This window comes from Paraniabella aurantiaca, assembly GCF_050309965.1.
GTDB lineage: Bacteria > Bacteroidota > Bacteroidia > Chitinophagales > Chitinophagaceae > Niabella.
Genome location: NZ_JBLOSY010000001.1, coordinates 2,266,681 through 2,286,198 on the forward strand (window position 1 = coordinate 2,266,681; position 19,518 = coordinate 2,286,198).

At 41.9% G+C, this 19,518-nt stretch carries 13 protein-coding genes; 5 read left to right on the plus strand and 8 right to left on the minus strand.

From position 1 onward, the window contains the following. Nucleotides 1-15 precede the first annotated feature (15 nt). From ACLOAU_RS09890 to ACLOAU_RS09925, 8 genes are all read right to left on the minus strand, one after another. Complete coding sequence (locus ACLOAU_RS09890; RefSeq protein WP_427861703.1) at nucleotides 16-1,647, minus strand: SWIM zinc finger family protein; 1,632 nt, start codon at nucleotides 1,645-1,647, stop codon at nucleotides 16-18. After that, nucleotides 1,644-4,973, minus strand: a complete 3,330-nt coding sequence (locus ACLOAU_RS09895) for a WGR domain-containing protein (protein WP_427861704.1) — start codon at nucleotides 4,971-4,973, stop codon at nucleotides 1,644-1,646. Before ACLOAU_RS09895 ends, ACLOAU_RS09890 begins: the two co-directional genes overlap by 4 nt. A gap of 48 nt (nucleotides 4,974-5,021) precedes the next feature. After that, nucleotides 5,022-6,551 (minus strand): reverse transcriptase family protein, encoded by a 1,530-nt coding sequence (locus tag ACLOAU_RS09900; RefSeq protein ID WP_427861705.1) that lies wholly within the window; start codon nucleotides 6,549-6,551, stop codon nucleotides 5,022-5,024. A 403-nt stretch (nucleotides 6,552-6,954) separates the two neighbouring features. Further along, nucleotides 6,955-7,632, minus strand: a complete 678-nt coding sequence (gene trmD / locus ACLOAU_RS09905; RefSeq protein WP_427861706.1) for a tRNA (guanosine(37)-N1)-methyltransferase TrmD — start codon at nucleotides 7,630-7,632, stop codon at nucleotides 6,955-6,957. Nucleotides 7,633-7,704: 72 nt separating this feature from the next. Further along, complete coding sequence (locus tag ACLOAU_RS09910; protein ID WP_427861707.1) at nucleotides 7,705-8,754, minus strand: hypothetical protein; 1,050 nt, start codon at nucleotides 8,752-8,754, stop codon at nucleotides 7,705-7,707. Between the two features lie 53 nt (nucleotides 8,755-8,807). Next, nucleotides 8,808-9,419: a hypothetical protein gene (locus ACLOAU_RS09915; RefSeq protein WP_427861708.1), complete on the minus strand. Its 612-nt coding sequence runs from the start codon at nucleotides 9,417-9,419 to the stop codon at nucleotides 8,808-8,810. Beyond that, on the minus strand, nucleotides 9,409-9,912 hold the full coding sequence (locus ACLOAU_RS09920; protein ID WP_427861709.1) for an RNA polymerase sigma factor: 504 nt from the start codon (nucleotides 9,910-9,912) through the stop codon (nucleotides 9,409-9,411). The genes ACLOAU_RS09915 and ACLOAU_RS09920 overlap by 11 nt, the downstream gene beginning before the upstream one ends. A gap of 290 nt (nucleotides 9,913-10,202) precedes the next feature. After that, entirely contained in the window at nucleotides 10,203-10,598 is a 396-nt protein-coding gene (locus tag ACLOAU_RS09925; RefSeq protein WP_427861710.1) for an RNA-binding S4 domain-containing protein, read from the minus strand. A 121-nt stretch (nucleotides 10,599-10,719) separates the two neighbouring features. On the opposite strand from ACLOAU_RS09925, the gene ACLOAU_RS09930 reads away from it, so the two are divergent. The 5 genes from ACLOAU_RS09930 (at nucleotide 10,720) to ACLOAU_RS09950 (ending at nucleotide 19,369) form a co-directional block, all read left to right on the plus strand. Continuing rightward, nucleotides 10,720-12,297 (plus strand): serine protease, encoded by a 1,578-nt coding sequence (locus tag ACLOAU_RS09930; protein WP_427861711.1) that lies wholly within the window; start codon nucleotides 10,720-10,722, stop codon nucleotides 12,295-12,297. Nucleotides 12,298-12,465: 168 nt separating this feature from the next. Continuing rightward, nucleotides 12,466-15,231, plus strand: a complete 2,766-nt coding sequence (locus ACLOAU_RS09935; RefSeq protein WP_427861712.1) for a TonB-dependent receptor — start codon at nucleotides 12,466-12,468, stop codon at nucleotides 15,229-15,231. Between the two features lie 13 nt (nucleotides 15,232-15,244). Then, nucleotides 15,245-16,570, plus strand: a complete 1,326-nt coding sequence (locus tag ACLOAU_RS09940) for a DUF4876 domain-containing protein (protein WP_427861713.1) — start codon at nucleotides 15,245-15,247, stop codon at nucleotides 16,568-16,570. A 56-nt stretch (nucleotides 16,571-16,626) separates the two neighbouring features. Beyond that, nucleotides 16,627-18,225, plus strand: coding sequence for a DUF6850 family outer membrane beta-barrel protein (locus tag ACLOAU_RS09945; RefSeq protein ID WP_427861714.1), 1,599 nt, complete (start codon nucleotides 16,627-16,629; stop codon nucleotides 18,223-18,225). Between the two features lie 4 nt (nucleotides 18,226-18,229). Beyond that, complete coding sequence (locus ACLOAU_RS09950) at nucleotides 18,230-19,369, plus strand: cytochrome-c peroxidase (protein ID WP_427861715.1); 1,140 nt, start codon at nucleotides 18,230-18,232, stop codon at nucleotides 19,367-19,369. Nucleotides 19,370-19,518 lie beyond the last annotated feature (149 nt).

Consider the following 19,518-nt stretch of genomic DNA (forward strand, 5'->3'; position numbering starts at 1 on the left):
GCCCACCTTTTGCTATTACTGTAGCTTCATACGGGTGGCCAGTATATGTTCGCAGGGTCCTTTTTTGAGCTGGTTGCTTCTAAAGAAAGCACAGTCACAGGAGCCATCAATTAACCGCTGGTCTTTATCAATAATAGCCATAGTAGATAAGGTTTCTTCTCTAGTGGTTATTTTTCCTTTTATGCGTAAAGTGTCGTTCTTAATTTCTGTAGCTATTTTAATGCTCCCTTTTTCGATATAATCATGCGCTTCTTTTTCCAGTTCGCTGCCAAAGCGGAGCAAAGAAATATCTAAGGGCTCCTGCGTTAATTCGCGTACACGATACAAGCCCAGATGTATATCATATACCACCCGTCCCGCCTGGATATAAGCGGTAAGCGCAGTGGCAACGGTTGACGAATCGAGATTTAATTTTTTGGAGAGCTCATCGGAGCTGGCATACCAGGTTTCTTTTAACTGGTTAAATACCTGTTCTTTTGTTTGAATATCTGTTTTGCCGCGGGGCGCCATTAGATCAAAATTGCCTGCATGGCTCCAGTCATTGGCGGTCCAGCCTGAGAGGCCTAAAGTAAAAACCATATCACCTAAGTCGGCTAAAAAGAATGACGGTAGCCCCGAGCCGAGTAATATTACTTTAAAGTTTTTGGCCACTGGGATCAGTCGCTCTAAGATCATTAAGCGGCGTCGCCCCCATATCCGAATGGTTTTTTCAACCGGGCCGGTATATACCGACCGGTAAAAGGTGAGTGTTTCGTACCAGGGTTCTATAACCAGCTGTACCGGCTTACCGGGCTCCAGTATAAAACGTAAAGCACGCGGTCCTTCTTTTTCCTTAAACCGGCGCAGGTACTGGCAAAGACTAAAGATGTCCATCGGGTGCAGCTCAAAACTGGCAGCCGGTAATGTCATCGCCGCACTTACCTGTAAAAAACCACGTACCCAGGAGTCTGGCAAATCGATCTTTACTTCTTTATAAACTGTTTCATTGGTTGTTTGTGTTGCAAAGCCCGAAGGATCGATAGTGAATTCGGTTTCCTTATAATCCCGTATTTTCTGGAATGATCCGTAGAGCGCTTCAGAATAATCTACATTCGTTGTACCGCATTGAAACTCGTTGAGCTCTTTGAAGACATTATAGCTGCAGCTCAATTTCCCGTAAGAAGATTCATCCTGGCTGAAACATTCAAAAAACACCTCGTCGGGATGTACGGTTATAACCGGGTCTAATACAATCCAGGCATCTTTGTCGTTTTGATAGAGGTATTTAAAATATTCAGTTTTTGCGTTATAAAAAGGCCGCATTATTTTCGCCTTTTCCTGCTGCACTTGCCTTAGCTCTTCTTTGAGTTGGGTGATGCGCGCGCGCACCTGCTCTATCTGGTAACCGGCCATATACTCGCTTAACCAGAGTTTTTCCTGTTCTGCCACCCACTCCTTATAAGCGGTTTTATCCTTCGGTTTAAACCTCAGATCTGAAATAACCACATCGTGCAACGCCGATATAGCTTCGCGAAAGGCAATCTTTTTATGCAGCTTTCCTGAAAAGAATACAGGTTGCCGGGATGCATCCGGCACAAAGTTCATCGACGTTGCGTGGCCGGTATTATTTATAGAACTGCTGCCATTAAATTTATAATCGAATATCATATTGCCGGACTTTTTACAGTGAGATGCATGTCGAGATGCGGGTACTTGTTTTTGATTGCACTTAAAATTTCAATGCAGGTAGCTTTATCCTGTATAGTGGTTTGGGCGGATACATCATCAATAATAGGTGTAATGATTTCCGCAGCTTCAACAGATAATAAAGCTTCCTGGCGCAGGAAATCAAATATCCGGTTCTTGGCCACCCTGGCTTTATGAACCCTTGTCAGTACCGAACGGAAATAGAAACTCAGTTGTTGCAGCATATCGGGCTTTCCGCTTGCATAAGAGGATAAATAATTAGTAAGAAATGCCTGTACATTGGTACCCGGGTGCTGGCTCAGCTTTTGAAGATATGCAGGTGCATACTCCGGCTTAAAATGCAGGGCAATCATTTCTTTTCCAAACTGCTCTACATCGGGCCTGATGGAATCTACAATGCTGATCAGGGTGTCGGCATCCCAATCACTTTCGGTAAAACTGGTTTTAAAGAAATGAAAAGCAAAGCTCCGGGTATCATCCCAGTCTGCATCTAACAGGCTAAGCGCTTTGTCCCTTTCGTAGCGAATGCGGGGAATGTTCTGCTTGAAGTAATTCCAGCACCATTGCCTCACCGATAATAGCTCGTGGTTGCCAAAAGAAATAATTTGCCCTAGCGTAAAGCCATTCACATCAGGATAATCTTTCAGTATTTCATATCCTGTAAGCTGGCCTGGCCTGTAATGGGCATGAATTAAACGTGTGATCTCTTTCGGTTTCAGGTTACGCCAGTAGGGTCTTAATTCTTTATGTATAAATTCGCTGATGGTCGTATGAGCGCCTTCAAATTTCTCTTTGCGGATAAGGCTATATACCATTTGTGTAAGCGACTCAATACCTGCGTGTGAGCTTAATGCGGTAACGGCTTTAATACGGTTTAATGCAGCCGTTAATACGTCTTCATAAGCAGTGTCCGTTAACTTCACTACTTCAGGTAAATGCTGTTCTATATAGTGGTTCGCGTATTGATGGAGTAACTTTATACCATTGGCACGCACCTGTATGTCCTCACTTTCCATAAACAGTGCCACCAGTGAAAAAGGAATTTCCAGGTTTTTATTGCGTTCTAATTTCTTGTTGATAATCAATCCTGCAAGTATCTTATTAGCTTCCAGCGGTGAGGCGACCAATTGTTCAATCATATCCCAACTGATAAATTCCAGTTTGTCTCCTGCAATTACCTGCAGGTGGTCAATTACTTTTTTAGCCAGGGTATTGTTGTCATCAGCATGCTCCAGTTGTAACAACTGGATTACGGCTTTTCCGATAATGGCTTCCACCCGTTCTTGCGTAAAATAAGCACGGGCGATCAATCCATTAATCCATTCGTTGTTCGGCTCTATGTTGTTAAACAGCAGGGCCAGTGTAAATTCTATATTGTCAAAATACTGGCGTTGGTTTTGATCAATCAGGCTTTTAGCCCATTCTCTGGCTGAGGCAGCTTTACTATTTAGCACCTGGGCAACAAATAAGCTATTGGCCTCAAATTCTTTCAGCCGGCTATTCAATACGTCTACAGCCAACTGGTGCGGATGATTGAAACGGCTTTCCAGAAGTTGTAGTATGGCCTGTTCATCAAACCGGTTCAGTATTTGTTCGAATGCCCGGTGTGCTTTTAGGTTATTGTAGGCAAACGCATGTATGATCTCCATTTGCGCCTGCATTAACAGCTGCACATACGCTTCCGGTTTTTCATCCCAGTAGTCGGGGTACAGTTCGGTACGCCGGGAAGCGGCTGTTGATGAGTGATTGATTGTAGTCCGTTGCTCCTCTGCCTGGGGTGCTGGTGCAGGTTCGGCTTTTTTCTTTCCAAACCAGCCTTTAAATATATTGATGGCTTTGTCGGTTAATGATTCGCCGGGCGCTGGTGTGGTCTGTTGCTCCCCGGTAATCTCACTAACGCTATCGGCAATATAATAATGGCTTTTGGAAGTTACTTCGCGCTTGCCGGTAATAAATTTCAGGTTGGGCTGCAGTTGACGGCTGCTGTCTTTGTCAAATAAAATCGTATTTAATAAAAGTAATCCTGCACATTCCGGGTAACTATGCAGCGTATAATGATATTGTCTGGTTTTATAGTTGTACTGGCCATAGGGCGAAACAGGTTGTTCTGAAGCAGGGGTGTAATCCTCCTCCCGGTATTGTAAAAGCATAGCTACTGCCAATTGCAGGTATTGGGCAGCATTATTATCTAGTCCTGCATTGCGCAGGTGTTGCACTGCATTTTTTTGAAAATAGGTTTTGGTAAAATGAGAGAATGCCAGCTTGCTTTCAGCACTTTTTAGTTCGGCGCCAATATGTACCGACTGGTTGATCGCAGTTACATAAGTTTTATAACTCCTGTCCTGTAGCACGGTTCGTTTAAACATGGCAGGCGCTTTTTCGAAAGCATAAGATAAAAGAGCCGTGGTAGCTGTGTCATTTCTTACCTGCGATAATTTATAAATAGCGCGTGCCTGCTTAAAATAAGGCGGAACCATTGCCCAGCTTTTGATAGCGGCTGATAATGGTTTTCGTGTAAACGGGTAAGCAGTCGCTAATAAATAAAGCAGGGTGAAGGAGTCTGCATCTTTACCAGACATTTGCTTTTGAAGTAGCTCGCCTAGTTGTACTTCATTGCCTGCAATAATAGCATGGGCAATATCTTCCGGTAGTTGATTGAAAAGAGCTTTACTATGAGTAATACGATCTGCTTCATTGGACAGTGAAAGCAGGCCCTCCCAGGCCAGGTTCCTGATATGAGCTTTTGGCTTGCCGCTACCGGCTACCGATTGAAACAAAGGGATAGCCTGGCTGGCATCTAATTTTATCAGCGACCAAAGTGATGCATATAACTGCATATCATCGCCTTTATTGGCGAGCCTAATAATAAATGGAATCGATTCGCTGATTTGCAGGGTTCCGGCCCGCCAGATCACCCGGCTCGTTTTCCATTCAGTCTTAAAGCTGTTCTTGCCTTCAATAGCGTCCTGCAAGCGTTGCAGGATGGCGCCTTTCGCAGAAGCGGGTTCTATGGTGCTATCCGGCACAGGCAGTTCAATAAAAATTTCAATTTCTGTTTGGTATCCTTTGCTGCGTTTCTCCTGGTCCAGCTCATTAAATATTTTGATGGCTTGCTCATGCGATACCGCAGCTGGCGTTTTAGAGCCTTCCTTTAAACTGCTGCCCCTTCTGCCGTAACGGAAGTTAACCAGGTATGCTGAAGACGATAATTCGCAAAGGTCTATTTCGTATACCTTGTCTGAATTGCCTTCTTTAAAAAATAATTTGCTTTGCTGGATGAGTTTCATGCCTTGTATTTAGATCCGCCGTTTTAATAATGATAATGATACCGGGTTTTAAGAGAGAAAAATATTCCACCAGTCCACCGGGTTTTGCTTCGTCTTATGTTCTTCAGGTTCGGATGATTGGGGTTGAACTACTTCTTTCTTCTCGATAACTGGTGTAACAGTTGTTTCCTTATTGACGATTGGTCGCCCGTGTTTGGAAATAATAGCATCCAGATCATTTTTGAATTGTTGCGCTTTTAACGGGTTTACCATATTGATGTATTGTATATACCCTTCAATAGCATTGATGAGGTGAACTGCTTTGCCCCATTGCTGATCCTGCCATCCGTTTACAAGGATATTATGCAATAAAGCCCTGAACCGGCGCAGGCGGCTTCGCTGTACCCCGGTTTTTTCATTAACCACTATGCCCGTAACCATTTGCCGGTTACCGCTTCGCATAATATGCATTTTATCGGGGTGAATGGTAAACCCTTCTGAAGCGATAATCTTTTTGAGGAAGTACAGGAAACGGCTGATATTGTGCTCCGCCTCCTTTGAACCCGAAAAGCTAAGGTCATCGGCATAACGGGTATAGGTAAAGCCTAATTGATTAGCCAGGCCTTTTACTTTTTTATCGAGCCGGTAAGCGATCAGGTTACTGATGGCCGGGCTGGCAGGTGAGCCCTGCGGTAGCCTGCGCTCACCGTTCTGTACATAATAGCGAACGCCGTCCATTTCTACTTCCTCTGTTTCGGCCCGGGTGCTGATGAGCGCAAAAATGGTGGCTAATTGTTCGGAGTAGCCCAGTTTTTGAAAGAGGCCTTTAACTCTTTGATAGCTGATGGTAGGAAAAAAGTCTTTCAGGTCTACATTGATCACGATGTCTTTATTAACATGTGGCAATGCATTGGTAACAATAGAACGATGCCTGGTAAAGCCATGTACTGCATCACCTACAGGCAATGGGTGGAGTACCGTATTCAGCAGCCATCGCTGCAAATATTTTAATTGTTTTTTAGGAGCCGCAATGAGGCGCTTGCCGCCCGATTTTTTAGGTAGCTCAAAAACATAGTAATGCGAGGTTCTGGAAACCTTTCTTTGAAACAGGAGGTAGCGCAAGCGGGCCAGGTCAAGTTGCATACTTTGCGCCAGGTCTGCCATTGTATTAAATACCGGTAAATTAAACTGCTGCAGCTTATAGGCATCGGAGTTGGTATTGTTCAGGCCGCCGGAAACTTCTTTGCCCAGGAAGATGATTTGCTCCTGCTGTAGTTGCTTCCAGTGTTCGGCTTTATCGAGGCGCTTCTTTTTATTTTTTTGCCGGGTTTGCTCCCTTTTTTCCTTAGCCGCCTTCATGCGGGCTTTCCGCATGTCTTTCATCATCGCTTCCCGGTTAGCGTATTTGCGGTCCTGCGCTAACAAGCTGTTGAGCTCCTGTTGAATAGTGGTCTCGCGTTTGATCAGTGTTTCTGAGACGCTGGGTGCGGCCGGTGACTCCCAGAACCCCAAGCGCTGCATTTCTTCTAAAATAAACTGATCTCTTGAGGTAGCACGGATACGGTCATAGATTTGCTGCCGACTGAGTTTTTCAGACATGCTCGTTTAGTTTTTAATAGATAAAAAGGGCTGTTTCAAAAGATAAAAGATGGTGCGCTCTTCAGCGTAGACCAAATATTCCATGCTTTTGAAACAGCCAGCGGATTCAGTCGCCTTCGTATTTTCCCAGGACTATATCAATCAACTCCAGAGAACACGTACTATTCGTACGGTTAAACTCATGGAGCAAAGCACCGAAACCGTACGAATAGTACGTGTTCTCCCCATTAAGATTGCAGGTAGTGCCGTATGTCAAATAATTATTCAGCGATGACGAAACATCATCATTTTCTTATTCAGAAAAAGCAAGGTATTGCCGAATCCGGAACGAATATATTGAAATTGTAAGAAAGAAAAGGGCTTTCTTTGAAACTTAATAAAACCGGCAAAATTAAATTGATAGCTAATCTTCCAGCAGATCCGGCCTTCGGTCTTTAGTGCGTTGTACCGACTGTTCGTAGCGCCAGTTGTCTATTTTTTTATGGTCGCCGCTCATTAATACCTCCGGCACCTTTAGCCCGCGAAAGTCAACCGGGCGGGTATATACCGGGGGCGCCAGCAAATTGTCCTGGAAAGAATCGGTAAGAGCAGAGGTTTCATCGCCTAACACACCCGGCAGTAATCTCCCGATGGAGTCTACCAGTACTGCAGCCGCTAGTTCTCCGCCGCTTAATACATAGTCGCCAATAGAAATTTCTTTGGTTACATATTGCTGTCGGATGCGTTCATCAATACCTTTATAATGCCCGCAGATCATGAGCAGGTTGCCTTTGAGAGAAAGGCTGTTGGCGATTTTCTGGTTTAATCGTTCGCCATCGGGCGTAAGGTAAATAATCTCATCATAATTCCGTTCTTTCGATAACTGCTCAATAGCATTGGCCAGGGGCTCACACATCATTACCATACCCGCTCCGCCACCATACTGGTAATCGTCTATTTGTCCATATTCATTCACGGCCCATTGACGCAGCTGGTGCACTTTAACGGTCAGCAATCCCTTGTCCTGCGCACGTTTCATAATGCTATGTTCAAAAGGACTGGTCAACAGGTCGGGTAACACGGTAAGTATATCGATATGCATGTTGCAAATGTAAGGGTTGTTATAGGTTCGGAAATATATGAGGTGAGAAAGCAGTTGTCCACGGTAATCGATCTAGTAGGTTACAAATATGCCGGTAGCTGTTGCATATCTTTTCCCATCTGTTAATTCTGTCAATTTTCCATCTGTCCAGTAAACTGCGGTTCCTCCAACAGTACCTGCTACATAGGCAATTCCTTTGTTTACATAAATAGATGAGGTCGTTCCGGAAACGGAATCGTCAGTTAAATTGATCTGGGTATTGTTTTTCCAGTATCTGGCTAAACTGATACCAAAGCCAAATTCTGTTCCACAGGTGTAAACTGTATCGTTAAATACTGCAATTGATGTAGCTTGGTAAGACTTGGGGCCATCGGTCAAATGATTTACGACACCATCTTTCCAGTAAACAGCTCTGCTAAAGTTTTCCCAGTAATTCGCAGTCGCACCACAAACATAAACGTTGCCGGAAGGCGAAGCAAAAACATCAAGAGCAGTAGTATACATGATATTGCGATATAGGTCGAAATGGTTTCCATTTGTCCAATAGGCTGCCTGAGTGCCGCTGGCAACATTACCAGAAACATATACATTACTTTTCGAAACGTATAGAGAGGTGAAGAAGGATGCGGTTCCACTTACAACAAAAGGAACACCATTTTTCCAATATTTTACAGCAGTATTTGCTCCGGCGCCAGGGATGACGCTAGTTTCAGTAGCGCCTACATATATATCCTGTCCTTCGACAAAAATTTTTTCAGGAATAATGCTCGTCGAGTTGTCTACGAATTTAATGGAAACACCATTTTTCCAACATCTGCCATTTCTGAATGTCAAGGTTTCAGAGGCAATACTATCCTCTACACCACAAACATAAACATCCTTTCCATCTACGAATATTGAGTTTGCCTGTGCATTGTTTTTGCCATCGGTTAATAAAACAGGAACTCCGTCTTTCCAGTATTTAGCCACCAACTTACCCTGTTCATTTCGCTCATAGCCACATACATATATACTGGAGTCCCTGACTTCCTGTTTGGGAGGAGATGTAATGTTTTTGTCTTTCTTTTCACAGGCAACAAACAGCAAAACTACAGCGAAAAGAAAATAGCATTTTATATTCATAAGTATGTTGCAAATGTACAATCTGGCTTTAATATTATTGATGGAGAATACTATTAATTATCTTCTTTTAATGAATCCAGCACCGCTTTCAGCTGGCCTACATATTTACCATAATAGTATTTTAACCACCAGTTAGTAGCCGCAATCATAAATACCATCGATGCAAAGCAAATTACAAACAAGAGTACAACGGGTAATCCGGTAAAGGTTTCCCATTTACCTGCTCTTAGTAAATGGCTATAGGAGAAAAGCCCGATGGTAAACATCAGGAAAGGAGTAAGCAAAAAAGCCCAGGACCGGTACCGCTCCATATTTAAACGCAGATCAAAGTAAATCTCCAGTAATTGGTCCTTGGTAGCCAGGTCAAAAGTATCCACTGTTTTATAAAATTTTGAAAACGCTACCAGGTAATACACTGATATAACGGTAATGAGCATAAAGCCAAGGTAGTAGATCAGGTATAGTGAGGTCTCCATTCGAAGGATAAATGGAAAGAAAATAAACAACGCAAGGCTAACTACCTGCATTTGTAACTCCTGTTTCATAGTGGCTTTTAACTGGGCCAACGGATGTTTAGCTTTTTGGAGCTTGTTTACGGCATCGGGAATTTGCACATCATCGGCGCTTTCCTTATTCCATTCTGATCTTAATTTGTCAAAATTCATATCCCAATGATTTTATGATTTTCTGTAATTTTTCTTTGGTGCGGTTCAGCTTAACACGGGCATTTACTTCGCTGATGCCGAGCTGTAGTGCAATTTCCTTATGTGAAAGCCCTTCCATAAAATAAAAGATCAATGCTTTCTCAACGGGGTTTAAATGATGGGTGGCGGCATAAAAAATATCCAGCTGTGCCTGTTGTTGCGGATGAGAGCTGGTATCGGCTACATCCGGTGTATGCGTGTATAAAATATGTTTACTATGCTTTTTATTGTTGCGCAGGTAAGTTAATGCGGTGTTCAGGGCCACCCGGTACATCCAGGTAGCAAACTGGCTATTGCCAGTGAAGCTGTCATAGGAGCGCCATAGCTGCACCATCATTTCCTGTATCAGGTCCTGCCGGTCGGTTTCGGTGTCCATATACAGGCGCGCCACTTTATGCAGTATGCCCGCATGTTGCTTTATGAGTTGTAAAAATGCCTGCTCTTTTTCTGCCAAAACGACTGGTTATATATTTATACGCGCCTCAAAGCGCAACAGTTTCTTGTCGAAGTTAGTACCACCCGAAGGCTTTTTGTTACAGGATTTTCATTTATTAGTTTAAAGCCCGGCTGAACAGTATCTTCATTTTTGGTGTCATTAAAATGTGGCACAGCAAAACATGACACAAAATTTTGTGTCACCATAGTTCACCCCTGGAAAAAACGACACTACTGGCTGAACGCCTGTTCGCCGGTTTGAATGCAGGATACTGAAATAATATAGGATTGGTGGCTTCCCGGTTGTGGCTATTCTTCTTCTCCATCCATAAAATCATCCAGGTTACGGCGTTCTTTTTTGGTAGGGCGGCCAATTTTGCTCAACCGTTTACCGCTGTAAAAGGAAGCTGCCTGTACTTTGGCTTTTTCCAGTTCTTCGGGAGGGGTCAGGTCTGTATAATATTTGACAGCCTCTTCGTATTTCAGGCGGGTATGCAGCAGTCCTGTTACCTTAATACGCCATTTACGTCCTTCAGTTCGTACATCATAAATATCGCCGAGGTGTACATTTTTACCGGGTTTAGCCGATTCCTCCTGGTATTTTACCCGGTTATCGTTGCAGGCATCGGTAGCCAGGCGCCGTGTTTTAAACAGGCGGATAGACCATAAATATTTATCGAGGCGTAATTTTTCTTTGTCAGTCATCGGAGACAAAATTATAAAATTGGTCAGTAATGACGAATAGTTGATTTTAATCAATTGATTATTTCCGCATTTCGTAAGTGTGTTTTTAGGAGAAGCGGTATTTTCAGTGAAATATTTAAATATGAAAAAACTCCTTCTACCATTTGTATTGGCATTACTAATATTGAATGGCTGTCAAAAAAAAGAAACTGTCATTGAAAAAGATCCTACTCCAAAAGAAATCGAAAAAAAATCGGTCATTAATGGCTCCCCTATTACCATTAACGCACGGCCTTATCAGGTTGCAATATTTATTAATGGAAATTTTAACGGGGGTGGTATTATTTTAAATAATAATTGGATTTTGACTGCTAAACATGTAGTAGCAGGTGTAAATGCCAGTCAGGTTACTGTTATTGCCGGCACTACCGACTTGGGTGCAAGCCCCTCTACTAGGCAAAACCGGACAGCCGATAATCTGGTGCCAAATGGTAATAGCGATTTAACTTTAATACATTTATCAACACCATTAAGTTACAGTTATGCAGTTTCTCAAGTTGAATATTCCTTTAATGAACCGCTATCATTAAATCAAACAGTGACGGTTAGCGGTTGGGGCTTTCAAGATTACCGGGGTGGCACGCTGTCGACTAATACATTGCGATCGGCTGATTTAAAAGTAACTGATTTATCTGATCCTTCATTAATCTATTGCGGTGCATCGGGTTCTCCGCATCAGGCGGCCTGTGGTGGCGATAGCGGCGGTCCACTGACTATTGTAAATAGCGCAGGTAAAGCTGTTGTTGTTGGCGTAGTTAGCTTTGGTTCGCAGTATTGCGCTACACCCCCTGATGGTTATGTTCGGGTGTCTCAATTTGCTGACTGGATTTATCAAACAACAGGAATATTACATGCGGGGATCGAAGTAAATGGTGCAGATGTCGCATGTGCGCCTTCAACATACTCGGTTAGTAATCTTCCCGCCAATACCAATTTAAACTGGGAAGTGGTTCCTTCCTGGGCAGCCACTGTCAGTGCCAGCGGTAACACCGTTACTATAAGCCCCGGAGCTTATAATAACGCGGGAGGTTTTTTATTGAAGGCGAATATTTTAAACGGAACACAAGTCATTGGCGTGAGGCAAAAACGTATCGAATTGAATTGTTCAACAGCTCCTGCAATAGCTTATATTCCTAATGAGTCATCCTTTAGTCTTCCTTTGGCGAAAGTAACTAATGCCTCTTTGTCAGAAGTCGCATATTTGGGGTACCAGTCAAATAATGTGTTTGGATGGAGCTCGCCAGTAGATTTTTCATTTACTATAATACCCGGAATGCCGATTACAGGTGTTGATCGATATTGTTCTGATATGGTTGAGCAAATCGGAGTTATTCAAACAGGGTGGCTAACTCTCAATCCAAACAAACAATACGTGGCCACCTATTGGGAAAAGGACTGCCCCCTCGAATTTACGGGCTATGGAAATACAGGGACGATTATTTCAAATCAGATTATCAGAACATCAGGAGACTGGAATCTTCGTAAGGTGATTTTCACAGGAATCAATGGCTCAGATTTGACCGTCTTGCTTGATGTTACTGGTTATATCCAGGAATTAAGACTTTATCCGGTAGGTGCAAGCATGGAAACGTATACTTACGACGCCAACGGAAATATGAAGACAAAATGTGATAATGATTATAATATGAGCTATTATTAGGTTATCTCGGATTTGCAAATGAGCGGTTGTTTACATAAAACAACCGCTTTTTGTTTTTTATGATCGGATAAGCATCATAAGGAATAAATAATTGATTAAGATTAAACGAATATTTCCGCATTTCGTAAATGAGCTGACTGTAAGGGACTGTAGTTTTGCAGTTCGAAAATGAAGAAGGCTATCGCTAAATATTTTTATATTGGGCTATTGTCGCTTGTAGCAAATTTTTTTGTTCAGGCGTTATGTGCACAAAATGTTACGGGTATTCGCGGATTAGTTGAAGATGTACAGGGCAAGCCACTGCAGTTTGCTACAGCAAAATTGAGGGTGGATGGTACCGAACTGGCTTCAAAAACTACTGATGCGAAAGGTGTTTTTCAGTTTTCTTCCAAATTTTTGATGTTAGACAGTGTTACGCTGGAAATTTCTTATGTAAATAAAGCTACACAAACAATCATAGTAAAAAAAGCTGAATATCTTTCCGTTGTAAAAGTGGTACTGCCCAATTTAAGCTTAACGCTCAATGATGTAGTAGTTACCGGTGTTGTAAAAAATCAAAACTCAGCTTCTTCTATCGTTTTTGATGAAGAAGCTATTCGCCAGCTACAGGCTTTTTCTCTGATGGATATATTGAATGCATTGCCCGGCCGGAAAACAGAGGCTCCCAATTTACAAACACCCCAAACCATTACTTTAAGAACCAGTGCCGCCGATGCGGATGCGAGAAATAATTCTTTTGGGATCGCTATTTTTATTGATGGCGTACGTATCAGCAACGAAACCAATATGCAGTCGAGAGGGCTTTCGTCAAGAGGATTGGGTGGTTCTCTTTTAAATATCCAAGGGGGATCTACAAACGATGTTACTTATAATGGTTTTGATTTGAGGGATATTCCCATGTCTAACATTGCCAGCATTGAAGTGATACAGGGTATTGGTTCTGCCCGCTATGGAGATTTTACAAATGGCGCCATTTTAATTACTACCAAAGCCGGAAAAACGCCTTATAGTTTTAATACCAATATAAATGGAGGAAGCAGCAGTTTTTCGCTGGCAAAGGGATTTGATTTAGGGAAAAAAGCCGGAGCCTTAAATTTTGGAATAGGTTATACCAACAGCAATGACGACCCAAGAGATAAAGTAAAAAGCTACAACAATATTAATGCAAGCGTAAAATGGACAAAGCAGTTGACCAGCAATATAAGAAACTCCTTTAGTATTAATACCGAAAGCAACCTCGATGATATTAAAGCCGACCCCGATGATGATACGGATAAAATGAGCTATTCGAAAAGGCGGAGTCTCCGTTTGAGCAACAGCACGAATTTCAACATCAACAAAAAGCTAGCAGATAACGTTTCAGTTATTTTAAATTATTCGGTAGGAGAACAATATTCTTATATACAATTCCGGATGAATCAACTGCCTAAAGGGGTTGGCTATAAAGATACTACAGGCTTATATGAAGGTTATTTTATTCCAGGCAATTATCTTGCCGTTGAAGAAATAGATGGAAAGCCCATTTCTTACAGCATCAATGCCGATATGCAGTCGCAACTGCTATCTGCATGGGGTGTGCAGCACCAGCTATCTTTTGGTGTTGCATTCAATAGTTCAGGAAATAAAGGGTTGGGAAATATAGCAGATCCTAACCGGCCCAGATGGGTGAATTTAGCCAGTCAGAACGAACGGCCTTTTAGCTATAAGGATAGTGTTGGCTTTGAAAACAACTTTGCTCTTTATATCCAGGATAATATCAAAGGAAAGCTTTTTACAAAAAGATATAACCTGGGTGCGGGGTTCAGGCTTAATATGCAAAACAGAAGAGGTAATCCGCAACCTCGTTTATCTTTCAATTATTACATTCATAAAAACTGGAGCTTAAGCAGTTCTTACGGAGTTTCGTTCAAATCGCCTTCGCTGGCGCATTTATACCCGGCACCTACTTATTTTGATATTCCATTGCTCAACTTATATACAGGCTATGCCAAAAGCAGCTTATATCTGGTTTATACACAAAAAGTGCTGGCGGAAAACAGGAATTTAAAAAATGCAGTCACTTACCAGTTTGAGCAGGGCGTTAGCTACAATAACGCTAAAATAGGCAGCGGGTCCGTCTTTGCCTATTACAAAAAAAATAAAGATGGCCTTAATACTTATGGCGAGTTCATTCCCACCCAGGTGCCCATATACAGTTACCTGGTAAATCCCGACAGCACTATTTCCTATTATCCCTCTGGCAATTATGGAATGGCCTGGGATTTAAGAAGAACAAGAATGAATAATGGTTTGAATTCAGTTGACTATGGTGTACAGTTTTCTTTCCAGACAAAGTTCATTCGCCTGCTTTCCACTTCCTTTGCGGTAAGAGGCGGTTATTCTGTAAGCAAATATATCGGTGGCAATTTAACCACAACCGAAGTTGCGTCTGAAGCAGCACAGCAAAAAGGCATTGTGTATGTGAATTATATCAGCACGCAGCGCGTTTCCCGTAATTCTGTTATTAATGTCTCTTCCAATACGCACATTCCAGCTATTGGTTTTATTGTAAGTGTTGTGGCAGATTATGAACCATTATTAAAGCAACAATGGGAGGAAAAGAACATATACCCGGTTGCTTATACAAGAAATGATTTTACAGAAGTTGAACTGTCCCCCGAAGAGGCAAGAAGCGAATCGCTGGCTTACCTATGGAAAGGTTTTAATGAAGAGGACAAAGAAAGAACACTTACCCCCTCAAAAGGGTTTTGGACTTTTAATATGCGCGTAGCTAAAGAAATAAAGAAAAATATACGATTGTCGGTAAGTGCTTTTAACGTATTGAACATGCAACCAAAGTCGTATAAAATCTCCAATAGCAATGGCGCTACTGCAGTGTCATTGTACAACTATAAACCTGTGAGCATCACCATCGGGGCCAGCTTACAATTTTAAAATATAAATACAAATGAAACAACAGTTATTATTATTCAGTCTATTGATTGCTGTACTGTTTGGATGCCGGAAGTCCAACATTGATACAGTACAGGCTGTGTCATTAAGCGTACAGGTAGGCTATTCAGCAGGAGATAGTGCATTAGGTCTTTCCAAAGCCAATATCCCCGTAAAATTAACTAACCTGGTAAGCGGGCAGGAAAATACAGCCAATACCAACAACGATGGCATAGCCGTATTTACCAGCATCACGCCCGGTAATTATACCGTATCGGCAGCAAAAAATTATACAGCCGAAGAGTTTTACGCGGTAACAAATGTAACGGTAGCCGGTAATGTGGCATATAATGGGACCGAAACACAAGCAATAAACACTAACGCCAATGTTAAACTGTTATTGCAAAGTGGGAAAATCGGCGATTTGGTATTTAAACAGATTTATTATGCGGGATCGCATAATAAAAACGGAGCAGCTTTTAGAGATGAATTCGTTGAGATTTATAATAATTCCAACCAAATTATTTATTTAGACAGCCTGTATTTTGGGAGTACCTGGCAGTCTAATACTAAAATAAGCGCCGGAGGTGTACCGTTAGATTGGAGTACTTCTCCAGGGATGCCCACCAACATCGGGGATCCTAACAAAGGTTACATATATGCAAGATATTTGTTCATGATACCTGGAACAGGCAAAGATAATCCGCTTGAACCTGGCAAGAGTATTATTATTGCTCAAACTGCTGTTAACCATACAGCACCTTATGCCATTTATGATACTGTAAATGGAGTCATAGCTATGCAGGGAATTGTTGATCCATCATTATCTATAGACTTAAGTAATGCAGATTTTGAAACAAACCTGATAACATATCTAGGTGATAAACCATATAAATGGGATGTCGATAATCCTAAAGTTAAAAATGTTAACGTGATTCATATTCGTTCTGGGAACGATTGGATTATGGAAGCCACTGGTAGGGAAGATTTTTTTATGTTTAAAACAAAAATGCCCTTTCCTGCCAATAATTGGCCTAGATATTCTGTACCTGGTTCTCCAACCAGTTTTTGCGCACAGGTTAAGGTTGCAGATGTTATTGACGCAGTGGAAATTTTAACGCCATTGGAAGTCGACAGAGTACCCAAACGATTGCCAGTTTCATTAGATGTGTCTGGCACGTTTGTTACGGGGGGGGCCTATTCTTCCCAATCCTTAATCCGCAAAACTTTAAAAACAGTAGAAGGCAGAAGGATTTTGCAGGATACCAATAATTCTGCTAATGATTTTGAGACAAAAGTGAAAGCAGATCCGTCTAAAGCAGATGCGTCTTTTCAGAAGTAGTATATATGCGTTATCTTACTAAAAAATGTTTTTCTCTGGTAATTGTGTGCCTGTGCATGGCTAAAAGCTATGCCCAAGTGCATACTTTAGAGGATACCTTGTCTGCCATAAGCCCTGAGTTCTATAAAGCATTAGAAGCAGAACGGAACAAAAGGCAGAAAAGCGATAGCTTATACCTGTACTCATTCAATGCAAACAAATTGCATTTTACCCAAAGCAGCATTGCGCAGCTGATTGCCGATACTACGCGCCAGGCAGCCATGCTGCAATTGAAATATAGTAATTATAAACGACACTTTAAGCTGCCTGTAGCCGCGTTTAAAACCGATGTAGCTTCTCTTTATACAGAGGGCTTTACAACTATTGGTAAAGCTAAAATAATGGGTAAATTCTATTTTGATAAGGTATGGGATGATAGCCTGGCTAATAACCTGGGAGGAGACCTTCAAAACGGCGAACCTTTTACCCACTTCGCTCTAAAGGCTGGGAAATATGAAAGACAAAACATAAATTTCGAAGCAGGTATTGGTTATTTTGTGTTTAGAAAACTATATTTTACTTCTTTATTGAATTACGACTATCATTGGTCAACCGGTTCGGTAGATCCCCGCCCGGATAACAAATTGTTTCATCTTGAATACACGCCTGGACTGTCTTACCAATTCATGAACACTACGATTGGGGCGGTTTACAGCCTGGGTAAAAAGAATGGCACTTACGACATCAAATATAAGAACAGGATGTTTTCTACAAGTCAGCTCTATCCTGAAAGAAGATTGTACCTTAATAACGGATATGGTTACATCGCACAGTATTCAAATGCGGAGGCCTACTCCCAGTCTAAAGACAAAACAGATAGCTGGGGCGTAAACCTAGCAACAAAGCTTGCCGGGTGGCATATAAAAGCCAACTACAGCAATGCATTATTTGCTAGAGAGAATTTTGATCTTACAAGCCAGACAAGCAATATAGATAATCCCATAAAGAAAATTGTTCACAGTAAATATGAAATGGTTACTCAAAAACTGGATGCACTTATTTACAATGACAATATTAAAAGGAGCCATCAGGTATCTTTCAACGGCTTTATAAATGAGGGGACCGGAATACTAATGTCTTCTCCAACTGGCGCCAACTATTTATTTGACGAGCACAGTGCTTTTTTACAATATTTACTTTCCTTAAAAAGACACAATACGATAAAGACAGAGCTAGGTCTTAATGCAGGAGCCACTCATTTCACTAAAAAAGATTTTTTAGCCTCGCATTTTTATGAAAACACCACGGCAGACATTTCACTTCAGTTTGCACAATATATTCATGCAAAGAACCAGCAAATAAAAATATCAGCCAGTCCGGGTATATCCGTGCCGCTTGAAAATAATTTATCGGTGCCGCTGACACAGGTAAATGTATTTACCCGAAACATTGTTTATCCTGAATATGATTTTGGTGGTTCTTCATTCTTCAATGGAAAATTGAGCATTGTATATTATACTCCACGCCTACTTCGCATTGCAGGCTCTTCCTTGGTATTAGATTTGAATTATCTTCAGAAAATTACGGACAGCGATATCAATAAAGAGGTGTACCAGGGCGCAAACGGCAGTAAAAATCAATTACAGGTTTCATTAGGATTTCAAATATTTTTGTAACCTCATGCAAAAAATCTATCTGGTTATAGGCATTATTGTCCTGGTTGGACTGGGCTCTTTTTCTTTTACGAATAAGGCTTTACCGGTTTTTAAAACTTACAACGATTCTTTAAGAAACCTGTACAGTCGCCCGGTAGCGCAATGGCCGCGGCCTGTGATAGATGCAGGTGCTATATGGAGCGAGATGGCGGTAATGCCCAAAGATGATACTTCCTGGTTTAAAGCGGATAAAGACCCGGTGACACAGCTGGGCAAGATACTTTTCTTTGATCCCCGTTTATCGGGCTCCAACCAGATCTCCTGCAGCAGTTGTCATGATCCGGACCTCTCCTGGCAGGATGGAAGAGTGCTTGCACTGGGTAATGATCACTTGCAGGGTACCCGTAATACCCAAAGCCTGCTGAATGTACACATTAATAAAGAGCTGTTCTGGGATGGTAGGGCTAACAGCTTTGAAACGCAAATGGTAGAGCCCCTGAGCGCTCACCACGAAATGAATATGGATGTACCTGCCCTGGGTGAAAAGCTGGGTAAAATAAAAGGTTATGAAACCCTGTTTGAAAAGGCCTACCAGAGCAAGGATATCGATTTTGATAAGATAGCACAGGCCTTGGCGGCATTTCAAAAGATCATCAAGAGCCGCTCCAGCCGGTATGACCAGTTTTTAAGTGGTGACTACAAAGAGTTCACAGACGATGAAGTGGCAGGCTTACATTTATTCAGAACCAAAGCCCGTTGTATGAACTGTCATAGCGGCCCCTTTTTAACAGACACCAGTTTTCATAATATTGGTCTCACTTATTATAAAAGAAAATTTGAAGACCTCGGCCGTTATAACGTAACAAAGAAGAATGAAGATGTAGGGAAATTTCGCACCCCATCTTTACGGGAATTGAACCGTACACGTCCCTGGATGCATAATGGTTTATTTGATAACCTGGAGGGGGTGATAAATATTTATAATAGCGGGATGCCTCAACCGGCTAAAACCGATGAGCAAAAGAATGACCCGATGTTTCCTAAAACGGACCGTTTAATAAAACCACTAAACCTGACCCCGCAGGAAAAGAAACAGCTGGTTGCTTTCTTAAATACATTGACCGGTACGCCTTATCGCATGCGAAGGCCTGAGTTGCCAAAGTAATAATAGTAGGTTTGCATTATTACATCTTGCCACGAAACTACCATGTGTTTGAAAGTGGTATTAAAAAAGCAGACCAGCTTAATGCCCTTAATTTCTTAATGTTTTATTTCTTCATGTTATCAGCAACTCCAACACTGCAACAAAATATT